The organism is Burkholderia sp. ABCPW 11 (assembly GCF_001523445.1).
In the GTDB taxonomy this organism is placed as follows: domain Bacteria; phylum Pseudomonadota; class Gammaproteobacteria; order Burkholderiales; family Burkholderiaceae; genus Burkholderia.
Genome location: NZ_LOVM01000093.1, coordinates 63,041 through 87,337, shown reverse-complemented (window position 1 = coordinate 87,337; position 24,297 = coordinate 63,041). Strand labels below are relative to the sequence as shown.

General features: G+C 67.4%; 25 protein-coding genes. 6 read left to right on the top strand and 19 right to left on the bottom strand.

The annotated features are described in order from the left end of the window. Positions 1-6: 6 nt before the first annotated feature. From WS61_RS29360 to WS61_RS34465, 3 genes are read left to right on the top strand one after another with little or no spacing between them, the layout of a single operon-like run. Positions 7-1,227: a cupin domain-containing protein gene (locus WS61_RS29360; RefSeq protein ID WP_059505800.1), complete on the top strand. Its 1,221-nt coding sequence runs from the start codon at positions 7-9 to the stop codon at positions 1,225-1,227. Between the two features lie 56 nt (positions 1,228-1,283). Next, a complete protein-coding gene (locus tag WS61_RS36125; protein WP_011657350.1) occupies positions 1,284-1,529 on the top strand; it encodes a hypothetical protein in 246 nt (81 codons plus the stop codon). After that, positions 1,499-1,810, top strand: coding sequence for a hypothetical protein (locus WS61_RS34465; RefSeq protein WP_179949720.1), 312 nt, complete (start codon positions 1,499-1,501; stop codon positions 1,808-1,810). The genes WS61_RS36125 and WS61_RS34465 overlap by 31 nt, the downstream gene beginning before the upstream one ends. Before the next feature lie 25 nt (positions 1,811-1,835). Here WS61_RS34465 and WS61_RS29355 read toward each other — a convergent pair whose 3' ends face one another. The 10 genes from WS61_RS29355 to WS61_RS29310 all read right to left on the bottom strand — a co-directional run bounded on the left by WS61_RS29355 (position 1,836) and on the right by WS61_RS29310 (position 10,905). After that, the gene (locus tag WS61_RS29355; RefSeq protein ID WP_059505799.1) at positions 1,836-2,612 is read right to left on the bottom strand and encodes an MBL fold metallo-hydrolase; all 777 of its coding nucleotides are present in this window, start codon (positions 2,610-2,612) and stop codon (positions 1,836-1,838) included. A gap of 4 nt (positions 2,613-2,616) precedes the next feature. After that, positions 2,617-3,762, bottom strand: coding sequence for an outer membrane protein assembly factor BamC (gene bamC / locus WS61_RS29350; RefSeq protein WP_059505797.1), 1,146 nt, complete (start codon positions 3,760-3,762; stop codon positions 2,617-2,619). 111 nt (positions 3,763-3,873) lie between these two features. Beyond that, a complete protein-coding gene (gene dapA, locus WS61_RS29345) occupies positions 3,874-4,779 on the bottom strand; it encodes a 4-hydroxy-tetrahydrodipicolinate synthase (RefSeq protein WP_059505795.1) in 906 nt (301 codons plus the stop codon). A gap of 46 nt (positions 4,780-4,825) precedes the next feature. Then, positions 4,826-5,428, bottom strand: coding sequence for a bifunctional 2-polyprenyl-6-hydroxyphenol methylase/3-demethylubiquinol 3-O-methyltransferase UbiG (locus WS61_RS29340; RefSeq protein WP_059505793.1), 603 nt, complete (start codon positions 5,426-5,428; stop codon positions 4,826-4,828). 8 nt (positions 5,429-5,436) lie between these two features. Next, entirely contained in the window at positions 5,437-6,639 is a 1,203-nt protein-coding gene (locus WS61_RS29335) for a tryptophan--tRNA ligase (RefSeq protein WP_006487046.1), read from the bottom strand. A gap of 8 nt (positions 6,640-6,647) precedes the next feature. Beyond that, a complete protein-coding gene (locus tag WS61_RS29330) occupies positions 6,648-7,310 on the bottom strand; it encodes a site-2 protease family protein (protein ID WP_034207732.1) in 663 nt (220 codons plus the stop codon). 47 nt (positions 7,311-7,357) lie between these two features. After that, on the bottom strand, positions 7,358-7,990 hold the full coding sequence (locus WS61_RS29325; RefSeq protein WP_006478414.1) for an L-threonylcarbamoyladenylate synthase: 633 nt from the start codon (positions 7,988-7,990) through the stop codon (positions 7,358-7,360). 72 nt (positions 7,991-8,062) lie between these two features. Continuing rightward, positions 8,063-8,893, bottom strand: coding sequence for a 3',5'-nucleoside bisphosphate phosphatase (locus WS61_RS29320; RefSeq protein ID WP_059506088.1), 831 nt, complete (start codon positions 8,891-8,893; stop codon positions 8,063-8,065). A gap of 82 nt (positions 8,894-8,975) precedes the next feature. Further along, positions 8,976-9,866, bottom strand: coding sequence for an alpha/beta fold hydrolase (locus tag WS61_RS29315; protein WP_059505792.1), 891 nt, complete (start codon positions 9,864-9,866; stop codon positions 8,976-8,978). A gap of 181 nt (positions 9,867-10,047) precedes the next feature. Further along, the gene (locus WS61_RS29310; RefSeq protein WP_059505790.1) at positions 10,048-10,905 is read right to left on the bottom strand and encodes a ferritin-like domain-containing protein; all 858 of its coding nucleotides are present in this window, start codon (positions 10,903-10,905) and stop codon (positions 10,048-10,050) included. Positions 10,906-11,049: 144 nt separating this feature from the next. Here WS61_RS29310 and WS61_RS29305 point away from each other — a divergent pair, with 144 nt between their 5' ends. The 3 genes from WS61_RS29305 (at position 11,050) to WS61_RS29295 (ending at position 13,053) form a co-directional block, all read left to right on the top strand. Further along, positions 11,050-11,574, top strand: a complete 525-nt coding sequence (locus WS61_RS29305) for a gamma carbonic anhydrase family protein (RefSeq protein WP_059505788.1) — start codon at positions 11,050-11,052, stop codon at positions 11,572-11,574. 25 nt (positions 11,575-11,599) lie between these two features. Beyond that, on the top strand, positions 11,600-12,550 hold the full coding sequence (hslO, locus tag WS61_RS29300; protein WP_034207735.1) for an Hsp33 family molecular chaperone HslO: 951 nt from the start codon (positions 11,600-11,602) through the stop codon (positions 12,548-12,550). A 137-nt stretch (positions 12,551-12,687) separates the two neighbouring features. Continuing rightward, positions 12,688-13,053, top strand: a complete 366-nt coding sequence (locus tag WS61_RS29295; protein WP_059505786.1) for a hypothetical protein — start codon at positions 12,688-12,690, stop codon at positions 13,051-13,053. 89 nt (positions 13,054-13,142) lie between these two features. Here WS61_RS29295 and ftsB read toward each other — a convergent pair whose 3' ends face one another. The 9 genes from ftsB to WS61_RS29250 all read right to left on the bottom strand — a co-directional run bounded on the left by ftsB (position 13,143) and on the right by WS61_RS29250 (position 24,179). Beyond that, a complete protein-coding gene (ftsB, locus tag WS61_RS29290) occupies positions 13,143-13,568 on the bottom strand; it encodes a cell division protein FtsB (protein ID WP_059505783.1) in 426 nt (141 codons plus the stop codon). Positions 13,569-13,650: 82 nt separating this feature from the next. After that, positions 13,651-14,934: a phosphopyruvate hydratase gene (gene eno / locus WS61_RS29285; RefSeq protein WP_006478406.1), complete on the bottom strand. Its 1,284-nt coding sequence runs from the start codon at positions 14,932-14,934 to the stop codon at positions 13,651-13,653. Between the two features lie 106 nt (positions 14,935-15,040). After that, positions 15,041-15,895, bottom strand: a complete 855-nt coding sequence (kdsA, locus tag WS61_RS29280; protein ID WP_059505781.1) for a 3-deoxy-8-phosphooctulonate synthase — start codon at positions 15,893-15,895, stop codon at positions 15,041-15,043. Next, a complete protein-coding gene (locus WS61_RS29275) occupies positions 15,892-17,550 on the bottom strand; it encodes a CTP synthase (RefSeq protein ID WP_059505780.1) in 1,659 nt (552 codons plus the stop codon). Before WS61_RS29275 ends, kdsA begins: the two co-directional genes overlap by 4 nt. A 180-nt stretch (positions 17,551-17,730) precedes the next feature. Further along, positions 17,731-18,576, bottom strand: coding sequence for an alpha/beta fold hydrolase (locus WS61_RS29270; RefSeq protein WP_059505778.1), 846 nt, complete (start codon positions 18,574-18,576; stop codon positions 17,731-17,733). Between the two features lie 187 nt (positions 18,577-18,763). Further along, a complete protein-coding gene (locus WS61_RS29265; protein ID WP_059505776.1) occupies positions 18,764-21,262 on the bottom strand; it encodes a DNA internalization-related competence protein ComEC/Rec2 in 2,499 nt (832 codons plus the stop codon). A gap of 57 nt (positions 21,263-21,319) precedes the next feature. Continuing rightward, complete coding sequence (locus tag WS61_RS29260; protein ID WP_059505774.1) at positions 21,320-22,108, bottom strand: TatD family hydrolase; 789 nt, start codon at positions 22,106-22,108, stop codon at positions 21,320-21,322. A 66-nt stretch (positions 22,109-22,174) separates the two neighbouring features. Further along, positions 22,175-22,933, bottom strand: coding sequence for a lipoprotein-releasing ABC transporter ATP-binding protein LolD (gene lolD, locus WS61_RS29255; protein WP_077175848.1), 759 nt, complete (start codon positions 22,931-22,933; stop codon positions 22,175-22,177). After that, a complete protein-coding gene (locus tag WS61_RS29250; protein WP_059505772.1) occupies positions 22,926-24,179 on the bottom strand; it encodes a lipoprotein-releasing ABC transporter permease subunit in 1,254 nt (417 codons plus the stop codon). The genes lolD and WS61_RS29250 overlap by 8 nt, the downstream gene beginning before the upstream one ends. Positions 24,180-24,297: the final 118 nt, after the last annotated feature.

The following is a 24,297-nucleotide window of genomic DNA, read 5'->3' as shown; positions in this document are numbered from 1 at the left end:
TATACGATGCGCAACCGGTCTCAAGCCGAACCGCGGGATGCCGCTGCCGCCCCGCTCGGCGCGCCGCCCTCCGATCTTCCCACGCCGCTGCTCGGCGGCCTCACGCCGGCGCAATTCATGCGCGGCTACTGGCAGAAAAAACCGCTGCTGATCCGCCAGGCGATTCCCGGCGTCGCGTCGCCGGTCACGCGCGACGCATTGTTCGAGCTCGCCGCCGACTATGACGCGGAATCGCGATTGATCACCCATTTTCGTAACAAGTGGCAACTGGCGCACGGTCCGTTCGAGCCCGACTCGCTGCCTGCGGTGACGCGCAAATCCTGGACCTTGCTCGTGCAGGGGCTCGACCTGCACGTCGACGCGGCCCGCGCGTTGCTCGACCGCTTCCGCTTCATCCCCGATGCGCGACTGGACGACCTGATGATCTCGTATGCGACGGACGGCGGCGGTGTCGGCCCGCACTTCGATTCATACGACGTATTCCTGCTGCAGGTCGAAGGCCGGCGCCGCTGGCGGGTCGGCGCGCAGAAGGATCTGTCGCTGCAGCCGGACGTGCCGCTGAAGATTCTCGAGAACTTCGAGCCGAGCGACGAATGGGTGCTGGAGCCCGGCGACATGCTGTACCTGCCGCCGCACATCGCGCACGACGGCGTCGCCGAAGGCGAGTGCATGACCTGCTCGATCGGCTTCCGGGCCCCGTCCGCCGGCGAGCTGGGCGCCCAGTTCCTGTACTACCTCGCGGAGCGCGGCGGCCTGCGCGACGCGGGCGGCGACGACCTCTACCGCGATCCGAAGCAGCCGGCCGTCGACGTACCCGCGCAACTGCCACCGGCCATGGTCGAACGTGTCGCCGAGATCGTCGACGCGATCCGCTGGCGCAAGCGCGACGTCGCCGAATTCCTCGGCTGCTATCTGAGCGAGCCCAAACCGAACGTCGTTTTCGACCCGCCCGAGCGTCCGCTGTCCGAGGCCGCGTTCGTCACGCAAGCGTCACGCCGTGGCGTGCGTCTCGACAGAAGGGCCGCATTGATGTATAACGCGCGCTCGTACTTCATTAATGGCGAGGAAGGGTCGCTCGAGCAAGCCGATGAATGGCTGCCCGAACTGGCCAATCAACGCCAGATGGAGGCGAAACGGTTTGTAACACTATCCCGGGTTCCGTCGATGACAGCTTTGTTGCACGAGTGGTATCGTGCGGGCTGGATACGGGTCGGAAGCCGGAATTAGTGTGAGTCGCCCCGTATGCCCGTACAGATCAAATTCTGTATGGGAAAGACAACGTATTGACCCCGCATTTGTCGACGGTCGATAGGAAAGTGCATATAATTTCCGCCCAAGCCGTAGGGAAGATTCACGCTCTAGAAGTGCGTCTCCACCAGCGGCCCAGGTCGGTGTTGGAGCACATTACCGGTATTGTTTCGCGCTGTTGCTTACCTTTAACCATAAAAGGACGTGATCATGAAGAAATCCCTCCTCGTAGCTTCCCTGTTGGCTGCTGTTGCACTGGCTGCTTGCAACAAGAGCGCTGATCAAGCTGCTTCGTCGGCTGCAAGCGACGCGGCTGCTGCTGCTTCGTCGGCTGCTTCGGCAGTTGCTGGTGCTGCGAGCGACGCTTCGGCTGCTGCTTCGTCGGCAACGGCTGCTGCGAGCGACGCTGCTGCTGCAGTGGCGTCGGCTGCTTCGGCAGCAACGGCTGCTCCGGCTTCGGGCGCAAGCCAGTAAGCCTTCAGCATCAGCTGAAAAAAACCGGCCCGAGGGCCGGTTTTTTTACGTCTGCCGCTTTCGAATCGAGCGCCCGGCAGCGGCCTGAAGCCGCCGCAGCGGCCCCGCCCCGCTCATCCGAGCATCAGCCAGTCGAAGCCCGCGTCCTGCGAGGCCACGATCACGTCTTCCCCGTCCGTCCCGAGCACGCCGCCGAACGCCTGGCGGGCCAGTTCCGGCAGGTTGTTCTGCTGGCTCAGATGGGCCGCGACCAGATGCTGGAGACGGCTACGTTCGAGCGACGCGAGGATGTCGGCCGCCGCGTCGTTGCTCAGGTGGCCGTGGTTGCCGCCGATCCGCGCCTTCAGCGACTGCGGATAGCGGCTGGCAGCCAGCATCGCGGTATCGTGGTTGGATTCGAGCACCAGCGCGTCACAGCCGCTCAGGACGGCCGTGATGTGCGGCGTGGCCATCCCGACGTCCGTCAGCACGCCGAGCCGGCGGTTTCCGTCCGTGAAGACGAACTGGAGCGGTTCCCGCGCATCGTGGGGGACCGTATAGGGCATCACGGCCAGATCGCGTATCGCGGCCGTCTCGTCGCCCCACAGCACGTGGAGATCGACATCGGCCTCGTCCGCGCCGACCGCGCGCGCGGTGCCCCAGCTCATGTAGAGCGGCAGCGACGCACGGCGTGCGAGCGTCAGCGCACTGCCGACATGGTCGCTATGTTCGTGGGTAATGAGGATTGCATCGAGATCGGCGATGCAGAGATTCAGTCGGCCAAGCCGGCGCTCGACCTCCTTGGCGGAAAAGCCGCAGTCGAGCAGCACGCGGGTGGTCGTCGTGCCGCTCGTGGCCTCGACGACCAGCGCGTTGCCCTCGCTGCCGCTTCCGAGGCTGGCGAATCGCACGCGCTCAGTTCAGTTGCGCGTGCAGCAGCGAGATGAGCCGCTGCGCGTCCGACGAGTTGTCGACCTGGCCGTCCGCGCCGACCACGGCGACCTGCGTACCGCCATTGCCCTGCGCGCGCACGTTGATCAGATATTCCTTGCCGGGCTTGGCCGCCGACGGGCCGCCGTAGAACAGCTTGCCGAACAGGCCGTCACGCTTGAGCTCTTCCATCGAGTTCGCGTAGCGCACGGTGTAGACACCCTTCTCGCGGTCGCGATTGTCGACCGTGAAGTTGGTCCGGTCGAGCGCCAGGCCCACGCGCAGCCACGCGCGGTCGAACGACTCGGCCAGTTGCAGCGTCGCTGCACCGCCGCTCGTGTCGGCGACCTGCGCCGGCGCCGTCGCGGGGCGCGCATCGGTCAGCAACTGCTTCGCCTGCGCGTCGGTCAGGCCGAACTTCTGCATCAGCTTCGACAGGAACACGGCTTCGAGCACCGGGTTGCGCGGACGCTCTTCCCAGCGCGACGACGTGCCGCCCTGCGGGCCGACCATCATTTCTTCCATCGCGCTGTGCGTGATCGAGATGTCGGTGTTGCCGTCCGGCGTACGGTTCACGAGCGTGCGGAAGCGGTCGCGCGTGCCCGACGAATAGGCGAAATCGATGACCTTGCCGATCGTGCGGCGGAACCAGTCGTCCGGAATGTTCGCGCGGTTCTCGGCCCAGTCGGTGGCCATGATGCCCGTCGACGGCGCATCGGTCTTCAGCGAGAAGCCGTTCTCCTGCCAGAACTCCTTCAGGATCGGCCACAGCTGCTCGGGCGTCCGGCCGTCGACGACGAGCCAGCGGCGATCGCCGTCGCGCTCGATGTGCATGCCGAGCGGATCCTGCGCGCTCGGGATGCCGTCGGTCGCGTTGCCAGCCTGCGTCGTGGCCCGCGGCGGCAGCGTGCCGAGCCCGGCATTGGTCGGCGGCGCGACGAACTGCTGCGTCGTCGGCACCGGCTTCAGGTCGCTCGGCACCGCGAGCGGCGGCGCCGAGCCGGTGTTCTTGTAGTTGACCCGGTCAGGGGCCAGGTAGTCGTTCAGCGTATCGCAGCCGGCGAGCGCGCCCAGCGCCAGCGCCATCACCGACAACTGGATGGCACGAGAGGAAAAGGCGAAACGTTTCATGAAATCCTTCGTCTTGCTAGAACGCTCGTCAGGAGCGGCGCCGGACGGAGCCGGCCGGTGCGGGTTGATCAGGGGTCGAGCCGGCGGCCGCAGGACGCGGCCACCTCGGCATCAGGCGAGAACGCCGGCCTCGACGAGGGCCGAACGCACGGCATCGTGGCAGCGCTCGTCGAGCGCCGTGAGCGGCAGCCGGATGCCGCCCTGCATCTTGCCCATCGCCTGCAGCGCCCACTTCACCGGGATCGGGTTCGCTTCGATGAACAGGTTCTTGTGCAGCGACAACAGCTTCATGTGCAGCGTGCGGGCCGTCTGCACGTCGCCGGCCAGCGCAGCGCGGCACAGCTCGCTCATCGCGCGCGGCGCGACGTTCGCGGTCACCGAGATGTTGCCGTGGCCGCCGAGCAGCATCAGCGCGATCGCGGTCGGATCGTCGCCGCTGTAGATCGCGAAATGCTTCGGCGCGGCCTTGATCAGGTGGGCAGCGCGATCGATGTTGCCGGTCGCTTCCTTCACGCCGATGATGCCCGGCACCTGCGCGAGGCGCAGCGTCGTCTCGTGCGCCATGTCCGCGACCGTACGGCCCGGCACGTTGTACAGGATCACCGGCAGGTCGACCGCTTCGGCGATCGTCCGGAAATGGCGGTACATGCCTTCCTGCGTCGGCTTGTTGTAGTACGGCACGACCTGCAGCGTCGCGTCCGCGCCGACCGCCTTCGCGTGCTTCGTCAGCTCGATCGCCTCCGCGGTCGAATTGCCGCCCGCGCCCGCGATGATCGGGATGCGTTTGGCCGCATGCTCGACCGCCGTACGAATCATCAGGATGTGCTCTTCGACGCTGAGCGTTGCCGACTCGCCGCTCGTACCGACGACGACGAGCGCATCGGTGCCTTCCGCGATGTGCCAGTCGATCAGTTTGCGAAACGCCGGCAGGTCGAGACTGCCGTCTTCGAGCATCGGGGTGACGATCGCGGGGATGCTGCCGCGGATTTGAATGCCGTCTTGGGTGCCGTTAGCCATGAAACGCGATTGATTGTGTACCGGTAAACATTGAGATTGTAGCGGATTAGCCGGGCAGTTCGTAACGTGGAATTCCCGCCCCCGCCGTCGGGGTCGCGCCCTCGCGCACTGCGCAAAGACGCTGGACGAACGCCTCGCGCGGCGCGGCGACGAAACCGTCCTCGTACGCGACCACCCGCAGATGGCCGCGCACGGCATCCAGCAACTCGCCCGGGGCGAGCAGGAACGCGGGGTTGGACGGCTTTCCGACCGTTTCGTTTCCTTGCGCGAAGGTTTCGTAGATCAGCACGCCGCCCGGCGCCACGGCAGCGAGCAGATGGGGCCAGAGCGGGCGATGCAGATAGTTCGTGACGATCACGGCCGCAAACCGCTCGCTGGCCGGCAGCGGCCATGGCGCGCCTTCGAGATCGGCCGCGCGGGCGGCGACACCGGGAATCGCGCGCAACGCGGCCAGCGCGGCCGGATCGCGGTCGAGCGCGACGACCGGATGCCCGCGCGACGCGAACCAGCGCGCATGGCGGCCGCCGCCCGCCGCGACGTCGAGCACCGCCCCGCCGGCCGGCACGAGCCGCGCCCATTGCGCAACCCAGCGCGACGGCTCGGCCTGGCCGACGTGGCCGCCCGCGGCGGCGATGACGGACTCGCTCATGCGCCGGATCAGTTGTACGACAGGCCCATCGCGTCGCGCACGTCGCGCATCGTTTCCGTCGCGTACTTGCGCGCCTTGTCGCAACCGTCCGCGACGATCGCACGCAACAGCGACGGGTCGTCCATGTACTTTTGCGCACGCTCGAGCATCGGCTGCTGTTCGCGCAGGATGCCTTCGACGACCGGCTGCTTGCAGTCGAGACAGCCGATACCCGCCGAGCGGCAGCCCTTCTGCACCCATTCGTGCGTCGCTTCGTCCGTATAGACCTGGTGAAGCTGCCACACCGGGCACTTGTCGGGATCGCCCGGATCGGTGCGGCGCACGCGTGCGGGATCGGTCGGCATCGTGCGCACCTTCTTCGTGATCGTCTCGGCGTCTTCACGCAGGCCGATCGTGTTGCCGTACGACTTGGACATCTTCTGCCCGTCGAGGCCCGGCATCCGCGACGCTTCGGTCAGCAGCGCCTGCGGCTCGACCAGGATGATCTTGCGTGCGCCTTCGAGATAGCCGAACAGGCGCTCGCGGTCGCTCATCGACAGGCTTTGCGATTCCTGCAGCATCGCGCGCGCCTGTTCGAGCGCCTCGTCGTCGCCTTCCTGCTGATACGCGTTACGCAACTCGTGATAGAGCTTCGCGCGCTTGCCGCCGAGCTTCTTCGCGGCTTCGAGCGCCTTCTCCTCGAAACCGGGCTCGCGGCCGTACAGGTAGTTGAAGCGGCGCGCGATCTCGCGCGTCATCTCGACGTGCGGCACCTGATCTTCGCCGACCGGCACGAGCGAGCCGCGATACAGCAGGATGTCGGCGGCCATCAGCACCGGGTAGCCGAGGAAGCCGTAGGTGGACAGATCCTTGTCCTTCAGCTTCTCCATCTGCTCCTTGTAGGTCGGCACGCGTTCGAGCCAGCCGAGTGGCGTGCTCATGCCGAGCAGCAACGCGAGTTCCGCATGCTCGGGCACCTTGCTCTGGATGAACAGCGTCGCCTGCGCCGGGTCGATGCCGGACGCGAGCCAGTCGATCAGCACGTCCCACACGTTCTTCTCGATGACCTCGGGCGTCTCGTAGTGCGTCGTCAGCGCATGCCAGTCGACGACGCAGAAGAAGCACGGGTACTCGGACTGCAGCTTCACCCAGTTTTTCAGCACGCCGTGGTAATGACCGAGGTGCAGCGACCCGGTGGGTCGCATGCCGGAGAAAATACGTTCTGGGAACATGATTGTCGTTAGAAAAGCGAGGCGAAGGGAGACAGGACGGCGCTCAGCACGGCGTAGCCGACATTGACGAGCGGACGCAGCCAGAAGTTCGTCAGCACGCCCGTCGTGACGAGCACGAGGACGATGATGAAACCGTACGGCTCGATGCGCGACAGCGCGATCGATTGCCTGGTCGGCAGCAGCGCCGCAAGGATGCGGCCGCCGTCGAGCGGCGGCAGCGGAAACAGGTTCAGCACGCCGAGCACGAGGTTCGCGCTGACGCCCGCGAACGCCATCCGCGTGAAGAACGGCTCGTCGATGCCGACGGCCGGCAGCACGAGGGTCAGCAGGCCCCAGACCAGCGCCTGCACGAAGTTGCAGGCCGGCCCCGCGAGCGCGACCCACAGGCTGCCCCAGCGCGGATTGCGCAGGTTGCCGAACGACACCGGCACCGGCTTCGCATAGCCGAACAGGAACGCGCCGCCGGTCAGGAAGTACATCGCGAGCGGAATCGCGATCGTGCCGAGCGGGTCGATGTGGCGCATCGGATTGAACGACACGCGCCCCATCGCGTAGGCGGTGTTGTCGCCGAGCAGCCGCGCGGCGTAACCATGCGCGGCCTCGTGCAGCGTGATCGCGAAGATCACGGGCAGCGCGTAGACGGCGATGGTCTGTATCAGGGAAGCATCCATATCGCGTTATTGTAACAAGCGCACTCGCGCAAAAATGGCACGGCGCGTCATGCGGCCGAAAGCCCGAACGGTTCGAGCGCGCCGCGCCCCGCGCGGACGAGTTCGGGCGCATCGCCGGTCAGGTCGATCACCGTCGACGGTTCGCGCGGACACGCACCGCCGTCGATCACGAGGTCGACCTGCTTCTCGAGCCGCGTGCGGATTTCCTCGGGATCGTTCAGCGGTTCGTCGTCCGGCGGCAGGATCAGCGTCGTGCCGAGCAGCGGCTGGCCAAGCGACTCCAGCAGCGCGAGCGTGATCGCGTGATCGGGCACGCGCAACCCGATCGTCTTGCGCGACGGGTGCGACAGCCGGCGCGGCACCTCCTTCGTCGCCTGCAGAATGAACACGTACGGGCCCGGCGTCACCGACTTGATCTGCCGGTACTGGCGGTTGTCGACCATCGCGAAGTTGGCAAGCTCCGACAGGTCGCGCACGAGCAGCGACAGATGCTGCTTCTCGTCGAGGCCGCGAATCCGGCGCACGCGCTCGACCGCATCCTTGTCGTCGAGATGGCACGCGAGCGCATAGCTCGAATCGGTCGGCATCGCGATCACGCCGCCCTTGCTGACGATCTCCACCGCCTGCTTGATCAGGCGCGGCTGCGGATTATCCGGATGAATCCTGAAGAACTGGGACATGGGGACACGTAAAGAGGGAGAAGTCGGATGCGCGTATCGGCGACAACGCGGGCGGCCCGAAGCCGCCCGGCGTCAGAGCCAGCGCTCCCAGACCGGCGTCAGGTCGGGCGGCAACGGCGGCAGGTCGCCGAGCTCGATGCGGCCCTCGCCCGGCGCGTGGAAATCCGAGCCGCGCGACACTTCGAAGCCGAAGCGGCGCGCGACGTCCGCGTATTCGCGGTACTGGTCGGGCGTGTGACTGCCCGTGACGACCTCGATCGCGCGACCGCCGAGATCGATGAACTCGCCGAAGAACGCGTCGAATTCGACCGGCGTATAGCGATAACGGCCCGGATGCGCGACCACCGCTTCGCCGCCCGCCGCGCGGATCCAGCCGATCGCGTCGGACAGGGACGCCCAGCGATGCGGGACGAAGCCGGGCTTGCCGTCGCCGAGCAGGCGGTCGAACACGTCGGTCGTCGATTCGGCGTGGCCGTTCTCGACGAGAAAGCGCGCGAAGTGCGTGCGCGAGATCAGGTCGGGATTCGATACGTATTTCAGCGCGCCTTCGTACGCGCCGGGTATGCCGAGCGTCGCGAGCTGCTCCGCGATCGCCAGCGCGCGCGCCGCGCGGCCGTGGCGGGTGCGGTACAGGCCGTCGACCAGCGCCGGATGGGCGGGATCGATGTGCAGACCGACGATGTGTACGGTGCGCGAAGCCCACGTGACCGAAATCTCCACGCCGCTCAGATAGCGCATGCCGAGCGCTTCCGCCTCGCTGCGCGCCGCCGCCTGCCCGCCGATCTCGTCGTGGTCGGTCAGCGCCCACAGGGTCACGCCGCCCGCATGCGCGCGGCGCGCGACGTCGGCAGGTGACAGCAACCCGTCGGAAACATTGGAATGGCAGTGGAGATCGGCGTTCATTGTCGGCATGGCAGGTAAGGCCTCATTCTACTGCAACGCGGCAATTGCGCCGCCCGCCTGCCGTGCCGGCGCCGCCACGCGCCTACGCGCAGAACGCCTCGATCAGCGACGCGATCTGCTCGGGCTGGTCGTGATGCACCATGTGGCCGGCATCCTCGACGAGCTTCTCGCGCCAGTCGGGGAATGCGTCGAAGCGTGCCTTGAATTCGGGCAGCGGGATGTCGCCTGCGAGGTGCGCGAGCGTCGGCGAATTGACGGCCTCGACGTGCAGCACCTTCGCGCGCACCTGCTTCCAGATGGCCATCACTTCGTCGAGCCGGTACAGCAGCGGGCCCGGGATCTTGTGCGCCGGGTCGGCCAGCAGGTGGTAGAGGCCGTCGTCGCCGCGTTTCGACCAGTGTTCGGCGAGAAACGCGGCGCGGCGCGGGTCGAGTCGCGGATTGGTCTTGATCAGGCGCGCCGCCACGTCGTCGAGGCACGCGTACGGCCGTAGCGCGGGCGGCTCGCGCAGCTCGTCGAGCCAGCCGCGCAGCCGGCGCGGCGCCTGTTCGGCGCGGGCCGGCGCGAGCCCGAACCCTTCGAGGTCGACCACGCGCCGCACCCGTTCCGGCCGCGCGCCGGCATACAGGCACACGACGTTCGCGCCCATGCTGTGGCCGACCAGATTGACCTCGCCGGTTGGCGCATAGCGGTCGACGAGCGCATCGAGGTCGCCCAGGTACTCGTGGAACCAGTAATGCCCGCCGCCCTGCCGCGCGACCGGCCAGTCGGACAACCCGAAGCCGCGCGCGTCGGGCGCGATCACCTGCCAATCGCCCGCGAGCGCATCGACGACGAACTGGAACGACGCCGCGACGTCCATCCACCCGTGCAGCATAAACAGCGTCGGCGCATCGGGCCGGCCCCAGCGCCGCACATGCAGCTGGACGCCGCGCACCGTGACGAAATCGGAAACAGAATTCGACGCACTCATTGCAGCCGCCCGAAAAAAAGAATGGTCGTTCGATTATAGCGGCGACACTCCGGTTCCGGCCGCCGGCAATCGAGGTATCGCTCTAGCGGCAAGGTCGTCCCAGGGCCCGCGGGCAGCACGCCGTCGATCCGGCGCGCGAGCCGGCGGGCGGCCACCGAGGACGCAACCGAGCGTGATCCGGCTAAGGCGCGGGGCGTTCGTCCGCCGCGTCCTGCGCGGCCAGTTCGTCGAGTTCGGCTTGCTCGAAGCCCGCGTCGCGTCGCGCATCGAAATTGAACGGGCCACGCAGCCGCGGCGCGTGGTATTGCTCGGCGAGCTGCCGATAAGTCGGCACGGGATCGCGGCCGGCTGCGTCGCACAAATGCCGGAACCAGCGGTTGCCGATCGCGACGTGGCCGATTTCGTCGCGCAGGATCACGTCGAGGATCGCGGCCGACGCATCGTCGCCCGCCTGCACGAGCCGTGCGCGGATCGGCGGCGACGCGTCGAGCCCGCGGGCCTCGAGCGTCCGCGGCACGAGCGCCATGCGCGCCAGCACGTCGTCCCGGGTCCGCTCGCACATCTCCCACAGCCCGTTGTGCGCGGGAAAATCGCCGTATGCGTGCCCGAATGCCGCGAGCCGGTCGGACAGCAGCGTGAAGTGGGAGGCCTCCTCGGCCGCGACCTTCAGCCAATCCGCGTAGAACGCGTCCGGCAGGCCCGCGAAGCGCCAGACCGCGTCGAGCGCGAGGTTGATCGCATTGAACTCGATGTGGGCGAGCGCGTGCAGCAGCACGGCGCGCCCTTCCGGCGACCGCATGCTGCGCCGCTCGAGCTGGCGCGGCTCGACGAGCGGCGGCCGCGCCGGACGGCCGGGCAGATCGGCCGGTTCGCGCAGTCGAAGCGCCGGCGCGATCGCGGCCTGCCCGGCCCGCAGCGCATCGTGCAGCGCGCGCACCTGCGCGGCCTTGGCCGTCGGCTCGGCAACACGCAGCGCATCGAGCGCCACGCTGCGCACACAGGTCGGCACCTGGCCGAAAGAAGAAGACACGATGCTCATAAAACGGGGACACCTTGCGTACGCATCGCGGGAGCACAAGCACGCGACGGTTTACAATATGCGTTTGTTCCGCGGCGCCATGCGCCGGGCAAACCGGACGCGCCATTCTACCGGCGCCCGTCATCGAAGAGACAAGGAGACTCCGTGACGATCTACAAGCTGGGCGAGACGGCCCCGACGATCCACGAAAGCGTATTCGTCGCCGATACGGCGGCCATCATCGGCAAGGTCGTGCTCGAGGAAAACGCGAGCGTGTGGTTCGGCGCGACGATTCGCGGCGACAACGAGACGATTACGGTCGGCGTCGGCAGCAACGTCCAGGAAGGGGCGGTCCTGCATACCGACCCGGGCTTTCCGCTGACGATTGCCGAGAACGTGACGATCGGGCACCAGGCCATGCTGCACGGCTGCACGATCGGTGAAGGCTCGCTGATCGGGATTCAGGCGGTGGTCTTGAATGGAGCGGTCATCGGCCGCAACTGTCTGGTCGGTGCCGGCGCGGTCGTGACGGAAGGCAAGACGTTCCCGGACAACTCGCTGATTCTCGGCGCACCGGCGAAAGTCGTGCGCGAGCTGTCGGACGAAGACGTCGCGCGGCTGCGCGCGAACGCGAAGACGTATGTCGAGCGACGCGCGCATTTCAAGGAGCAACTCGTGCGGATCGGGTGATTCGCACGGATTTCAAGGAAGAAGAGTGAGCGACCAGTTACAGAAATTCATGTTCAATGCGGCGCCCGTGCGCGGCGAGATCGTTTCGCTGCGCAACACGTGGCAGGAAGTACTCGCCCGCCGCGACTACCCTGCCCCCGTGCGCACGGTACTCGGCGAAATGATGGCCGCGTGCGCGCTGCTGTCCGCGAACCTGAAATTTCACGGCACCCTGATCATGCAGATCTTCGGCGACGGGCCGGTCCAGATGCTGGTCGTCCAGTGCGGGTCCGATCTGTCGATGCGGGCCACCGCGAAGTTCTCGGGTGACGCCGCGCAGACGATCGGCGACGACACGCGTTTCGCGGCGCTCGTCAATGCGAGCGGCCACGGCCGCTGCGTGATCACGCTCGACCCGGCCGACAAGCTGCCGGGCCAGCAGCCGTATCAGGGCATCGTGCCACTGAACGGCGTCGACGGCCCGCTCGAATCGGTGTCGCAGGTACTCGAGCACTACATGCATCACTCGGAGCAGCTCGACACGCGGCTGTGGCTCGCGGCCGATCGCGACCGCGCAGTCGGCATGCTGCTGCAGAAGCTGCCGGGCGACGGCGGCATCGTGCCGCGCAACGCCGAAACCGATATCGACACGTGGGAGCGCGTGTGCACGCTCGGCGGCACGCTGTCCGCGAAGGAGCTGCTCGAGGTCGAACCGGAAGTCGTGTTCCGCCGGCTGTTCTGGCAGGAAAACGTGCAGCATTTCGAACCGGCCGGCACGCGCTTCCAGTGTTCGTGCTCGCGCGAGAAGGTCGGTGCAATGCTTCGCATGCTCGGTCGCGAAGAAGTCGACAGCGTGATCGTCGAGCGCGGCCACGTCGAGATCCACTGCGAGTTCTGCAACCAGCGCTACGAGTTCGATCCGGTCGACGTCGCGCAACTGTTCGCGGCGCCCGGTGTCGAAACCGGCATCGCGCCGGCGACCGACCAGCGTCACTGAGCCGCGCGCCCGTGCCCGCCACCGGCGCGGCACGGGCGCATAATGACGCACGAGCGCCGCATGCGCGGCTCGGGCGCCGGAGGCCCGGCCTTTCGTGCCAGCCGCTTTCCACGGTCGGCGCGCCGCAGGAGAAACACATGAATCGCCCCCGCCGCTTTTGCACCATCCGCACCATCGTCCTGACGGGCATGGCCGCCGGCACGCTCGCGCTTGCCGGCTGCGCGATGCCGCCGCCGACTTCCACGATTTTGAGCCGCCTGCCCGAACCGAGCGCGTCGGGTGGCCAGCCGCCCGTGCTGTCGAGCGCCGAACGCAAGCGCTACGACGAGATCGACCAGCAGGTCCTGCGCGAGCAGAACAGCGCGATGGCAGCCGAAGCGGCCGCGCGCGCGTGGGCCTATTACTCGCCGCCGCCCGTGACGGTCTACGGCGGGTATTACGGCGGTTGGGGCAATCGCTGGGGCACGGGCATCAGTTACGGCTATCCGGGCTGGTGGTGGTGAGCTCGCATCGCCCGACCGATTGATCACTGGCAGGAGATAAAAAAGCGCGGCATTTCCCGCGCTTTTTCAATGGATTCGACGTATCGCGCTCAGTGATGCGCCGCCTTGCCCTTGTCGCCGCCATGATGGCGCGACGGCTTCGCGATCGACTGCGGATTCGGCACGACCCGCACGGGCGCCGCGGACACGGTACCGCGCGTCGACGTATTCGACGGTGTGTTGTTCGGCGGCCCGGCAGGCGCATTCGGCGACACGAACTGCACGAATACTTCGCCGTCCTTCACCATGCCCATCTCGTAGCGCGCACGCTCCTCGATCGCCGCAGTGCCGCTCTGCAGGTCCTGCACTTCGCCGGCGGTGCGCTCGTTGCGCAGCTTCTCGTCCGCGTTCTTCTGAAGTTGGTCGTCGAGCTGCTGACGCAGTTCGTGCACCCGCAGCCAGCCGCCGTGTCCCCACCATAGGGGGTACTGAATGAGCGCCAGCAAGGCAATCAGGACGACAGTGACAAGCCGCATGTAAGAGACGCAGATATAAAGAAGCGCCGCTCCGCGCACAGGCACAGAGCGGCGTCGAGATGACGAACCCGATAGTAGCGCGTTAGCGCAGGTTATAGAAAGCCGATTTGCCCGGGTAGCTCGCGATGTCGCCGAGATCTTCCTCGATGCGCAGCAACTGGTTGTACTTCGAGATGCGGTCGCTGCGCGACAGCGAACCCGTCTTGATCTGACCGGCGTTCAGGCCGACCGCGATGTCCGCGATCGTCGAATCTTCCGTTTCGCCCGAGCGGTGCGAGATCACGGCCGTGTAGCCCGCGCGCTTCGCCATTTCGATCGCCGCGAACGTTTCGGTCAGCGTACCGATCTGGTTGATCTTGATGAGGATCGAGTTTGCGATGCCCTTCTCGATGCCTTCCTTCAGGATGCGCGTGTTCGTGACGAACAGGTCGTCGCCGACGAGTTGCACCTTCTTGCCGAGGCGGTCGGTCAAGAGCTTCCAGCCGTCCCAGTCGCTTTCATGCATGCCGTCCTCGATCGACACGATCGGGAACTTGTCGGCGAGCGTCGCGAGGTAGTCGGTGAATTCGGCCGACGACAGTTGCAGGCCTTCGCCCGCGAGCTGGTATTTGCCGTCGTGGTAGAACTCGGATGCCGCGCAGTCGAGCGCGAGCAGCACGTCTTCGCCCGCACGGTAGCCGGCCTTCTCGATCGCCTGCAGGATCGTCGACAGGCACTCGTCGTTGCTGCCGAAGTTCGGTGCGAAACCGCCTTCGTCGCCGACGGCCGTGCTCATGCCGCGGTCGCTCAGGATCTTCTTCAGCGCGTGGAACACTTCCGCGCCGCAACGCAGCGCTTCACGGAACGTCGGCTGGCTGACCGGGACGATCATGAATTCCTGGATGTCTAGGCTGTTGTTCGCGTGCGCGCCGCCGTTGACGATGTTCATCATCGGCACCGGCAGTTGCATCGCGCCCGAGCCGCCGAAGTAGCGGTACAGCGGCAGGCCGGCTTCTTCGGCTGCTGCCTTCGCGACGGCCATCGACACGGCCAGCATCGCGTTCGCGCCGAGGCGCGACTTGTTGTCGGTGCCGTCCAGTTCGAGCAGCGTCTTGTCGAGGAACGCCTGTTCCGACGCGTCGAGGCCCATGATGGCTTCGGAGATTTCGGTGTTGATGTGCTCGACCGCCTTCAGCACGCCCTTGCCGTTGTAGCGGCCGGCTTCGCCGTCGCGCAGTTCGATCGCTTCACGCGAGCCGGTGGACGCGCCCGACGGCACCGCCGCGCGGCCCATCGTGCCCGATTCGAGCAGCACGTCGCATTCGACGGTGGGGTTGCCGCGCGAATCCAGAATCTCGCGGCCGATGATATCTACGATTGCACTCATGGGTTTCCTCTGAGAATGACGATGGATTCTTCAAACTGCGACGGCGTGCGGGCCGGAACCGCTTTCGCTACAGACGCGCAAAGCCGTCGCAAGGTTCATTCGATCTTTAATTGAAATCGTTTTCCAGGAACGGGCTGCGCTTCACCGTCTGGTCGAGCGTGACGAGCGTCTCCAGCAACGCACCCATCCGGTTCAGCGGCACCGCGTTCGGGCCGTCCGACTTCGCCTCGGCCGGATTCGGATGCGTTTCCATGAAGAGGCCCGCGACGCCCGTCGCGACCGCCGCACGTGCGAGCACCGGCACGAATTCGCGCTGGCCGCCCGAGCTCGTGCCCTGCCCGCCCGGCAACTGCACCGAGTGGGTCGCATCGAACACGACCGGCGCGTTCGTCTCGCGCATGATCGCGAGCGAACGCATGTCCGACACGAGATTGTTGTAGCCGAACGAGACGCCGCGCTCGCACGCCATGAAACGGTCTTCCGACAGACCGGCTTCACGTGCCGCGTCGCGCGCCTTGTCGATCACGTTCTTCATGTCGTGCGGCGCGAGGAACTGGCCCTTCTTGATGTTGACGGGCTTGCCCGAGCGCGCGCATGCATGGATGAAATCGGTCTGACGGCACAGGAACGCGGGCGTCTGCAGCACGTCGACGACCGACGCGACCTGCTCGATCTCGTCGATCGAATGCACGTCCGTCAGCACCGGCAGGCCGAGCTGGCGCTTCACCTCGGACAGGATCCGCAGGCCCTCGTCCATTCCGAGGCCGCGAAACGATTTGCCCGAGCTGCGGTTTGCCTTGTCGTAGGACGACTTGTAGATGAACGGAACGTTCAGCTTCTCGCAGATCTCCTTCAGGCGGCCGGCCGTGTCGATCGTCATTTGCTCCGATTCGACGACGCAGGTACCCGCGATCAGGAAGAAAGGCTTGTCGAGACCGACCTCGAAATCGCACAGCTTCATGCTTGCACTCCGCGCGCTTGCTTGTTGGCGAGCGCGGCTTCGACGAACGACTTGAACAGCGGATGACCGTCACGCGGCGTGGACGTGAATTCCGGGTGGAACTGGACGCCGACGAACCACGGGTGCATCGAGCGCGGCAGCTCCATCATTTCCGGCAGATCCTCGCTCGGGGTACGGGCGCTGATGATAAGGCCGCCGGCTTCGAGCTGGGGCACGAAGCGGTTATTGACTTCATAACGGTGGCGATGGCGCTCGTTCACGTCCTTGCCGTAGATTTCTTCCGCCATCGTGCCCGGCTTGATCGGGCAGCGCTGCGAACCCAGGCGCATCGTGCCGCCGAGGTCGGATTCTTCGGTGCGCGTCTCGACCTTGCCTTCGCGGTCGTACCATTCGGTGATCAGCGCGACCACGCGCTCCGGCGTGTCCGGATCGAATTCCGTGCTGTTCGCCTGCTTCAGGCCGACGACGTCGCGCGCGAATTCGATCACCGCGAGCTGCATGCCGAGGCAGATGCCGAGGTACGGCACCTTCGACTCGCGCGCATAGCGGACCGCCGCGATCTTGCCTTCCGTGCCGCGACGGCCGAAACCGCCCGGCACCAGCACGGCGTCGAGATGCTTCAGGCTGTCGACACCGTTCGCCTCGAGCTCTTCCGAATCGATGTACTCGATGTTGACCTTGGTCGACGTGTGGATCGACGCATGGCGCAGCGCCTCGATCAGCGACTTGTACGACTCGGTCAGGTCGACGTACTTGCCGACCATGCCGATCGTCACTTCGTGCTTCGGGTTCTCGAGCTTTTCGACGAGCGTCGACCACATGCTCAGGTCGGCGTCCTTCGGCGACAGCTTCAGCTCTTCGCAGATGATCCGGTCGAGGCCCTGGTCGTGCAGCATCTGCGGAATCTTGTAGATGCTGTCGGCGTCCCACACCGAGATCACGGCGTCTTCGGGCACGTTCGAGAACATCGAGATCTTCTTCGATTCGTCGTCGGGAATGCGGCGATCCGCACGGCACAGCAGCACGTGCGGCAGGATGCCGATCTCGCGCAGCTTCTGCACGCTGTGCTGGGTCGGCTTCGTCTTCAGCTCGCCGGCCGTCGCGACGTACGGCACGAGCGTCAGGTGCACGAAGCACGCGCTGTTGCGGCCGAGGCGCAGGCTCATCTGGCGCGCGGCCTCGAGGAACGGCAGCGATTCGATGTCGCCGACCGTGCCGCCGATCTCGACGATCGCGACGTCCGGCTCGCCGCAGGTGGCCGATGCCGCCCCGCGCTCGATGAACGCCTGGATTTCGTTCGTGATGTGCGGAATCACCTGCACGGTCTTGCCGAGATAGTCGCCGCGGCGTTCCTTGCGGATCACCGATTCGTAGATCTGGCCGGTCGTGAAGTTGTTGGCCTTGTGCATCTTCGTGCTGATGAAGCGCTCATAGTGGCCGAGGTCGAGGTCGGTCTCCGCTCCGTCTTCCGTCACGAATACTTCGCCGTGCTGAAACGGGCTCATCGTGCCGGGGTCGACGTTGATGTAGGGATCGAGTTTGAGGAGGGTGACTTTCAGACCGCGCGATTCGAGGATCGCGGCGAGAGAGGCGGCGGCAATACCCTTGCCGAGGGAAGAAACTACGCCGCCGGTGACGAAAACATATTTGGTCATCGCTGGATGCTCGCGGGAAAAACGGATTATACCGTAAAGCCCGCCCTTCTCTCAGCAATTGACGCGATGATCGCGCCCTTTCGTGCCGAGCCGCACCAACCGTGCGCGCCGGTGCGAACCGGCCGGCCGGTCGGCGCCGCGCGCATGCGCCGGCGGGCGTTCCTGCCGCCGGACGAAGCGTCAGGCGCGCCTCGCGATCGGCGCACCGGCCAGCGAAGCGCTGCCCTCTTCCGCCTTCAGCGAATTCAGCATCCGCTGCAATGCGCGGGCGGTCTCGATCGGCCGCTCCATCGGGAACAGGTGGCTCCCTTCGATCCATTCGATGCGCCCGCGCGTCGCACGGCGCGTCGCGTCGAGCCCGACCTGCCGCACCTCGCGCGAGCGCGTGCCGGCGAGAAAGCCGAGCGGCACCGGCGCGCCGTGCGCGAGCCGCGGGCCGAGCGTGTGCGGCAGCGTCCGGTAAATCAGGTATTCGACCTGCCGGTCGAACGCCAGCGCGCGCTCGCCGTCGGCGCCGGCCTGCGGGATCCCGTGGTCGATATAGTCGGCGAGCATCCGTTCGTCCCAGCGCGCGAACGCGGGCTTCTCGCGAAAGTGCCGCCAGACTTCGTCGCGGCTCATCCAGCGCGTGCGCCGGTTGCGCGTGGCCGCGGCCGGCGACAGCCGCTCGTCGAGCCCCGCCCACTGGCTCGCGCGCAGCGCGCCGGCACGCCAGCCCGCGATGATCGGCGAATCGATCATCACGACGCCGCGCACCCACTGCGGCTTCTTCAGCGCGGCCATCAACGACAGGTAGCCGCCGAGCGAATGGCCGACGAGCCAGACCGGGCGCTCGTAGCGGCTGCCGATGTCGTCGAGCAGTTGCTCGACGAGATGCGGCCAGTCGCGCGTCACCGGGTAGCGGCGGTCGTGACCGATCCGTTCGATGTAGCGCAGCTCGTAGTCGTCGGCCAGTTCGGCGAAGATCGTCCGGTATGTCGACGCCGGGAAGCCGTTCGCATGCGAGAAGTGGAGGATGTCCTTCAAATGCCGATGTCTCCTTTGTCGACGGGAGCGGGTGCTTCGACACGTGCTCCCGTCCCATGCTTCGCGGCCGACGGAAGTGGGCGCTTCAGCTCTTGCGCCGATCCCATGCTTCGTATTCTGTCGGAACCGTGCTTCGGCACGCTACGCCAGCCCCGAGCTTCCGTCCCGATGCCGGCCTTCGCCGCGCTTACCGGTCCATCCAGTACCGGCGCCGTTCGTCGCGATAGCGCGCGAATGCAAACCCGGCGCCCGCCGGCGCGACGTCGAACCGCACGGCGCCGTCGCGATCGGTGCGCGGCAGCGGAATCCCGCGCGCCTCGTAGCGGGCGAGCACGGTCCGGTGCGGATGCCCGAAACGATTGCGATAGCCTACAGGAAATACCGCGACGCGCGGCCCGACCGAATCGAGGAAAGGCTCGACCGACGACGTGCGGCTGCCGTGGTGCGGAACGACCAGGATCTGCGCGGCCAGCGCGTCGCGCGCATCGGCCACCAGCCGGCGCTCGGCGGCGGCCTCGATGTCGCCCGTCAGCAGTGCCGACGTGCCGCCCGCATCGATGCGCAACACACACGATTGGCCGTTCGACGAACCCGTGCCCACCCCGCCCGGCGGCCACAGCACCGTGAAGACGACGCCGTCCCAGGTCCACCGCTGCCCGGCCGCGCACGGCAGCCGATCGGCCACGCCCGCCGCCTGCGCATCGCGCCACAGCCGGTGCCGCGGCGCAATGCCGGCCAGCAACTGGCGCACGTCGGCGGCCGCATAAACGGCCGCTGCGCCGCCCGCATGATCGGCATCCGCATGACTGAGCACGAGCGAATCGATCGTCGCGATGCCGCGCGCCCGCAACGCCGGCGCGACGATCCGCGTACCGGCGTGGGACGACTCCGCGCCGGGCCCCGCATCGAACAGCAAGGTCCGCCGCGCGGTTTCGACCAGTACCGCCGCGCCCTGCCCGACGTCGAGCACGGTCAGCCGGAAGCCGCCCGCCGGCGGCGCATCCGGCGCCGGCGCGACGAGCGGCAGCCACGTCAGCGGCGCCGCCCAGCGCAGCGGCCAGCCGCGCGGCATCAGCGCCCACGCGACACCCACGCATGCCAGCACCAGCACCGGCCAGTCGGGCATGCGCAGCCAGAACACGCCGGCCGGCCAATCGGCCAGGTGCCCGAGCAGCGTCATCATCGGCGCGAGCGCCGCGTGCGCTAGCCGAAAAGCAACCGCATCGAGCGGCGGCGGCAACGCGATGCCGGCCAGCACGACCGGCGTCACGACCGAGCTGACCCACGGAATCGCGAACGCATTGCCGAACGGCCCCGACAGCGAAACCTGCGCGAACCATGCGGCGGTGAGCGGCGCGAGCCCGATCGTCACCGCGTACTGCACGCGCGTCGCCTCGGCGAAGCGGCGCCCGCAACGCATAGCCCACGCACGCAACCGGCTCCGCAAGCCGGCCGTGCCGCTTTCCGCGCCCGCTTCGTCGATCTCGTCGATCTCATCAGCCTCGCGCACCGCGCGCCAGCCGGCGACGGCCAGCAGGATCACCGCGACCGCACCGAACGACAGCCAGAACCCGGCCGACAGCACGGCCCACGGGTCGGCGAGCAGCACGCCGCCGAGCGCCACGCACAGCACCGCCGACGTCGGCACGCTGCGGCCGGCCAGATACGCGATGCCGCCGGCCGCGATCATCCACCACGCGCGCTGCGCCGGCACGTTGAAGCCGGCGAGCGCCGCATAGCCCGCCGCAGCGACCAGCGCGGCAAGCGCGGCCGCGTACGGTGCCGGCAGCACGAGCGTCGCGGCCCGTCCGCGCCAGTGCACGCGGCGCCAGACCATCGAGACGAGCCAGCCGGCGAGCGCACCGACCAGCCCGACATGGAGACCTGAAATCGCGACCAGATGGCTCGTGCCCGTGTTGCGCAGCACGCGCCAATCGTCGTCGCCGATACCCGACTGGTCGCCGATCGCCAGCGCGGCGACGATGCCGCGATGCGCCGCATCGGTGCCGAGCCCCTCGCCGATGCGTGCCCGCAGCATGTCGCGCACCCGATCGATCGATGCGCGCCATCCCGATGCGCGCCCATCGAGCAATACCGCCCGACGCGGCGCGCTGACATAGCCGATCGCACGAATGCCCGCGGCGAGCCACGCCGCCTCGCTGTCGCGCACGCCGGGATTGGCCTCGGCATGCGGACGCTTGAGGCGTAGGACGAAACGCCAGCGCTGGGCCGCACGCAAATCGGGCAGCGCATCGCGTGTCGCGGATGCGCCATACGCGCGCCACGACAACCGGATCAACGGCGGGAAACGGGTGAGCCCCGCATCGTTCGATTCGACCGCGAACAGCAGCCGCGCACCTGTCTCGTCGACGACGGGCAGCCCGCGGATCACGCCCGTGACGACGATGTCGCGCCCTTCCCACTCGACAGGCAGACTGTCGCGCAGCCGCCATTCGGCTCGCGCGGCCGCATAGCCGAATCCCGCGACGCAAGCCGCGACCGCGCACAACATCCATCCGCATACGACGACCGCACGCGTGCGCCGGCGACGCACGCACCACGCGCCCAGTGCCGCGCAGCCCGCGAGCACCGCTGCTCCGATCGTCCAAGCGATCGCCCCCGGCAACGCCGCCTGCCGCTGCAGCACGACGACGCCGAGCGCGAACGCGATCCACCACACGCGCATTCCGCCTCCTCGTCGACCCGGCGCCGCCCCTGCCCATGCGGCGCCTTCCGGCAACGATTATGCGGACGAAAGTGCGAGTCGCGGCAGCGCGGCGAGCGCGTTAGCCGAAGTGCATAGGGACAATTCGCCGGCATCGAGCCCGCGCAGTTCGGCGAGCACACCGCCGATGCGCGGCACCTGGTCGGGCGTATTGCGGGATTTGTATGCCCATTCGGGCGCGATGTCGGGCGCATCGGTCTCGACGACGAGCGCGTCGAGCGGCAATTCGGCGGCGAGCCGGCGGATCTGCCGCGCGCGCGTGAAGGTCACGTTGCCGCCGAAGCCGAGATGCAGCCCCTGCGCAAGATACGCGTCGGCCTGCTGGAAGCTGCCGTTGAACGCATGCGCGATGCCGCGCCGTACGCCGAAACGGCGCAGCCCGGCCAGCACGCGGTCCTGCGACTTGCGCACGTGGCACAGCACCGGCAGATCGAATTCCCGCGCCAGCCTGAGCTGGCCCTGGTAGAAGAGCTGCTGCCGGTCTTCGTCGAGGCCCGGCACGAAATAGTCGAGCCCGATCTCGCCGATCGCGACGAAACGCGGATCGTCGAGGCTCGCCTCGATCTCCATGCGCAGCCGGTCGAGATCCGCGTCGCGCGCTTGCGGCGTATACATCGGATGGATGCCGAGCGCGTACACCGCGCCCGGTGTGCGATGCGCGAGTTCGCGCACCGTCGTGAAGTTGTCGCGCCCGATGCTCGGGATCACGACGCGCGACACGCCGGCCGCGCGCGCAGCCTGCGCGACCGCGTCGCGGTCGGCGTCGAACTCGGCGGCATCGAGATGGCAGTGCGTGTCGATCCACATGGCAGCGGTCCTGCGCCGTTGCGCCGTGCCGGACGAGCCGGCGGCCGGCCAAAGGCGCGTGGCTTCTTACACCGGCAGCGCCGGCTCCTCGTGCAGCACCCCGTCGCGCAACCGCATGATGCGGTCGCAGCGCGCGGCGAGATCGGGATCGTGCGTGACGATCACGAAACTCGTTTCGAGCGTCTCGGACAGCTCGAGCATCAGGTTGAATACCGTGTCGGCCGTCGTGCCGTCGAGGTTGCCGGTCGGCTCGTCGGCGAGCACGCACGCCGGCTTCGTGACCAGCGCGCGCGCGATCGCGACACGCTGCCGCTCGCCGCCCGACAGCTCGCCCGGCCGGTGCTTCGCACGCGGGCCGAGACCGACGCGTTCGAGCATCGCCTGTGCCTGTGCGCGCGCGTCCTCGGTCGTCATCCGGCGGATGCGCAGCGGCATCGCGACGTTGTCGAGCGCCGTGAACTCGGGCAGCAAGTGATGGAACTGGTAGACGAAGCCCAGCGCGCGGTTGCGCAGCTCGTTGCGCTCGCGCTCGGCGAGTTGCGTGAACGGCTTGCCGAGCAGCGACACCTCGCCGGCGCTCGGCTCGTCGAGCCCGCCCAGCACGTGCAGCAGCGTGCTCTTGCCGGAGCCCGACGCGCCGACGACCGCGAGCTTCTCGCCGCGCCGCACCGTCAGCTCGGTGTTGTTGAGCACCTGCACGTTGAAGCCGCCCTGCACGAACGCCTTCGTGATCCCGCGCGCCTGAAGCACGTATTCCTGCATACCTGCCGAATCCTGTCTGTTGTGTTGTCGTGAATCCGCGAATGCGGTCGCGCGGTCATTCATAGCGGAGCGCCTCCGCGGGTTTCACCTTCGCGCCGCGCCAGCTCGGATAGAGCGTGGCGACGGCCGACAGCGCGAACGCGATCAGCCCGATCCGGATCACGTCGCTCGCGACGAGTTCGGACGGCAGTTCGCTGATGAAGTACACCGACGGCGGCAGGAACTGCACGCCGAACAGGTGCTCGATCATCGGGATCAGCCACGGAATGCTCCATGCGATCAAGCAGCCGAGCGCGACGCCGGACGCGGTGCCGACGAAGCCGATCGTCACGCCCTGCACGACGAAGATCTTCATGATCGACCCCGGCTGCGCGCCGAGCGTGCGCAGGATCGCGATGTCGGCCTGCTTGTTGGTCACCGTCATCACGAGCGACGACACGAGGTTGAACGCGGCCACCGCGATGATCAGCGTGAGGATGATGAACATCATCCGCTTCTCGATCTGCACGGCCGAGAACCACGTCTTGTTCTGCTGGGTCCAGTCGCGGATGTACAGGCTGCCCGACAGCGTCCGCGACAGCTCGAGCGCGACCTGCGGCGCCTTCTGCATGTCGGTGAGCCGCAACCGCACGCCGGTCGGCGCGCTCATCCGGAACAACGCCTCGGCGTCGCGAATGTTGATCATCGCGAGCGTGCTGTCGTATTCGTAGTGGCCCGATTCGAACACGCCGACGACCGTGAACTGCTTCAGGCGCGGCATCATGCCGGCCGGCGTGATCGAGCCTTCGGGCGCGACGAGCGTGATCTTGTCGCCGACCGTCACGCCGAGGTTGCCGGCGAGCGCGTCGCCGAGCACGATGCCGAACTGGCCGGGCACGAGCGCGCCGAGCTGGCCGGCCTTCATGTCCTTGCCGATGTCGGACACCTGCGGTTCGAGCGCCGGCTCGATGCCGCGCAGCATCACGCCGCTCACCGAGTCCTGGCGCGTGAGCAGCGCCTGCGCGTCGACGTACGGCGCCGCGCCGATCACCGACGGATTGCGGCGCGCTTCCTGCGCGGTCAGTTGCCAGTCGGGCATCGAACCCGTCGGCGAGAACACCTCGACGTGCGCGAGCACCGACAGCATGCGGTCGCGCACTTCCTTCTGGAAGCCGTTCATCACCGACAGCACGACGATCAGCGCCGCGACGCCGAGCGCGATCCCGAGCATCGAGACGAGCGCGATGAAGGAAATGAAGCCGTTGCCGGTCGTGCGTTTGCCGGCGCGCGTGTAGCGCCAGCCGATTTGCCATTCGTACGGAAGTTTCAAGCGAATCCTTTCTGCTGGTTACGGCGGGGATGGCGGCCCGCGGCCGGACCGCCATCGGGCGGCGGTCGCCCCGGGCGCGATCGAAAAAAACGGTCGCCGGACGCGAACGGGCCGTCAG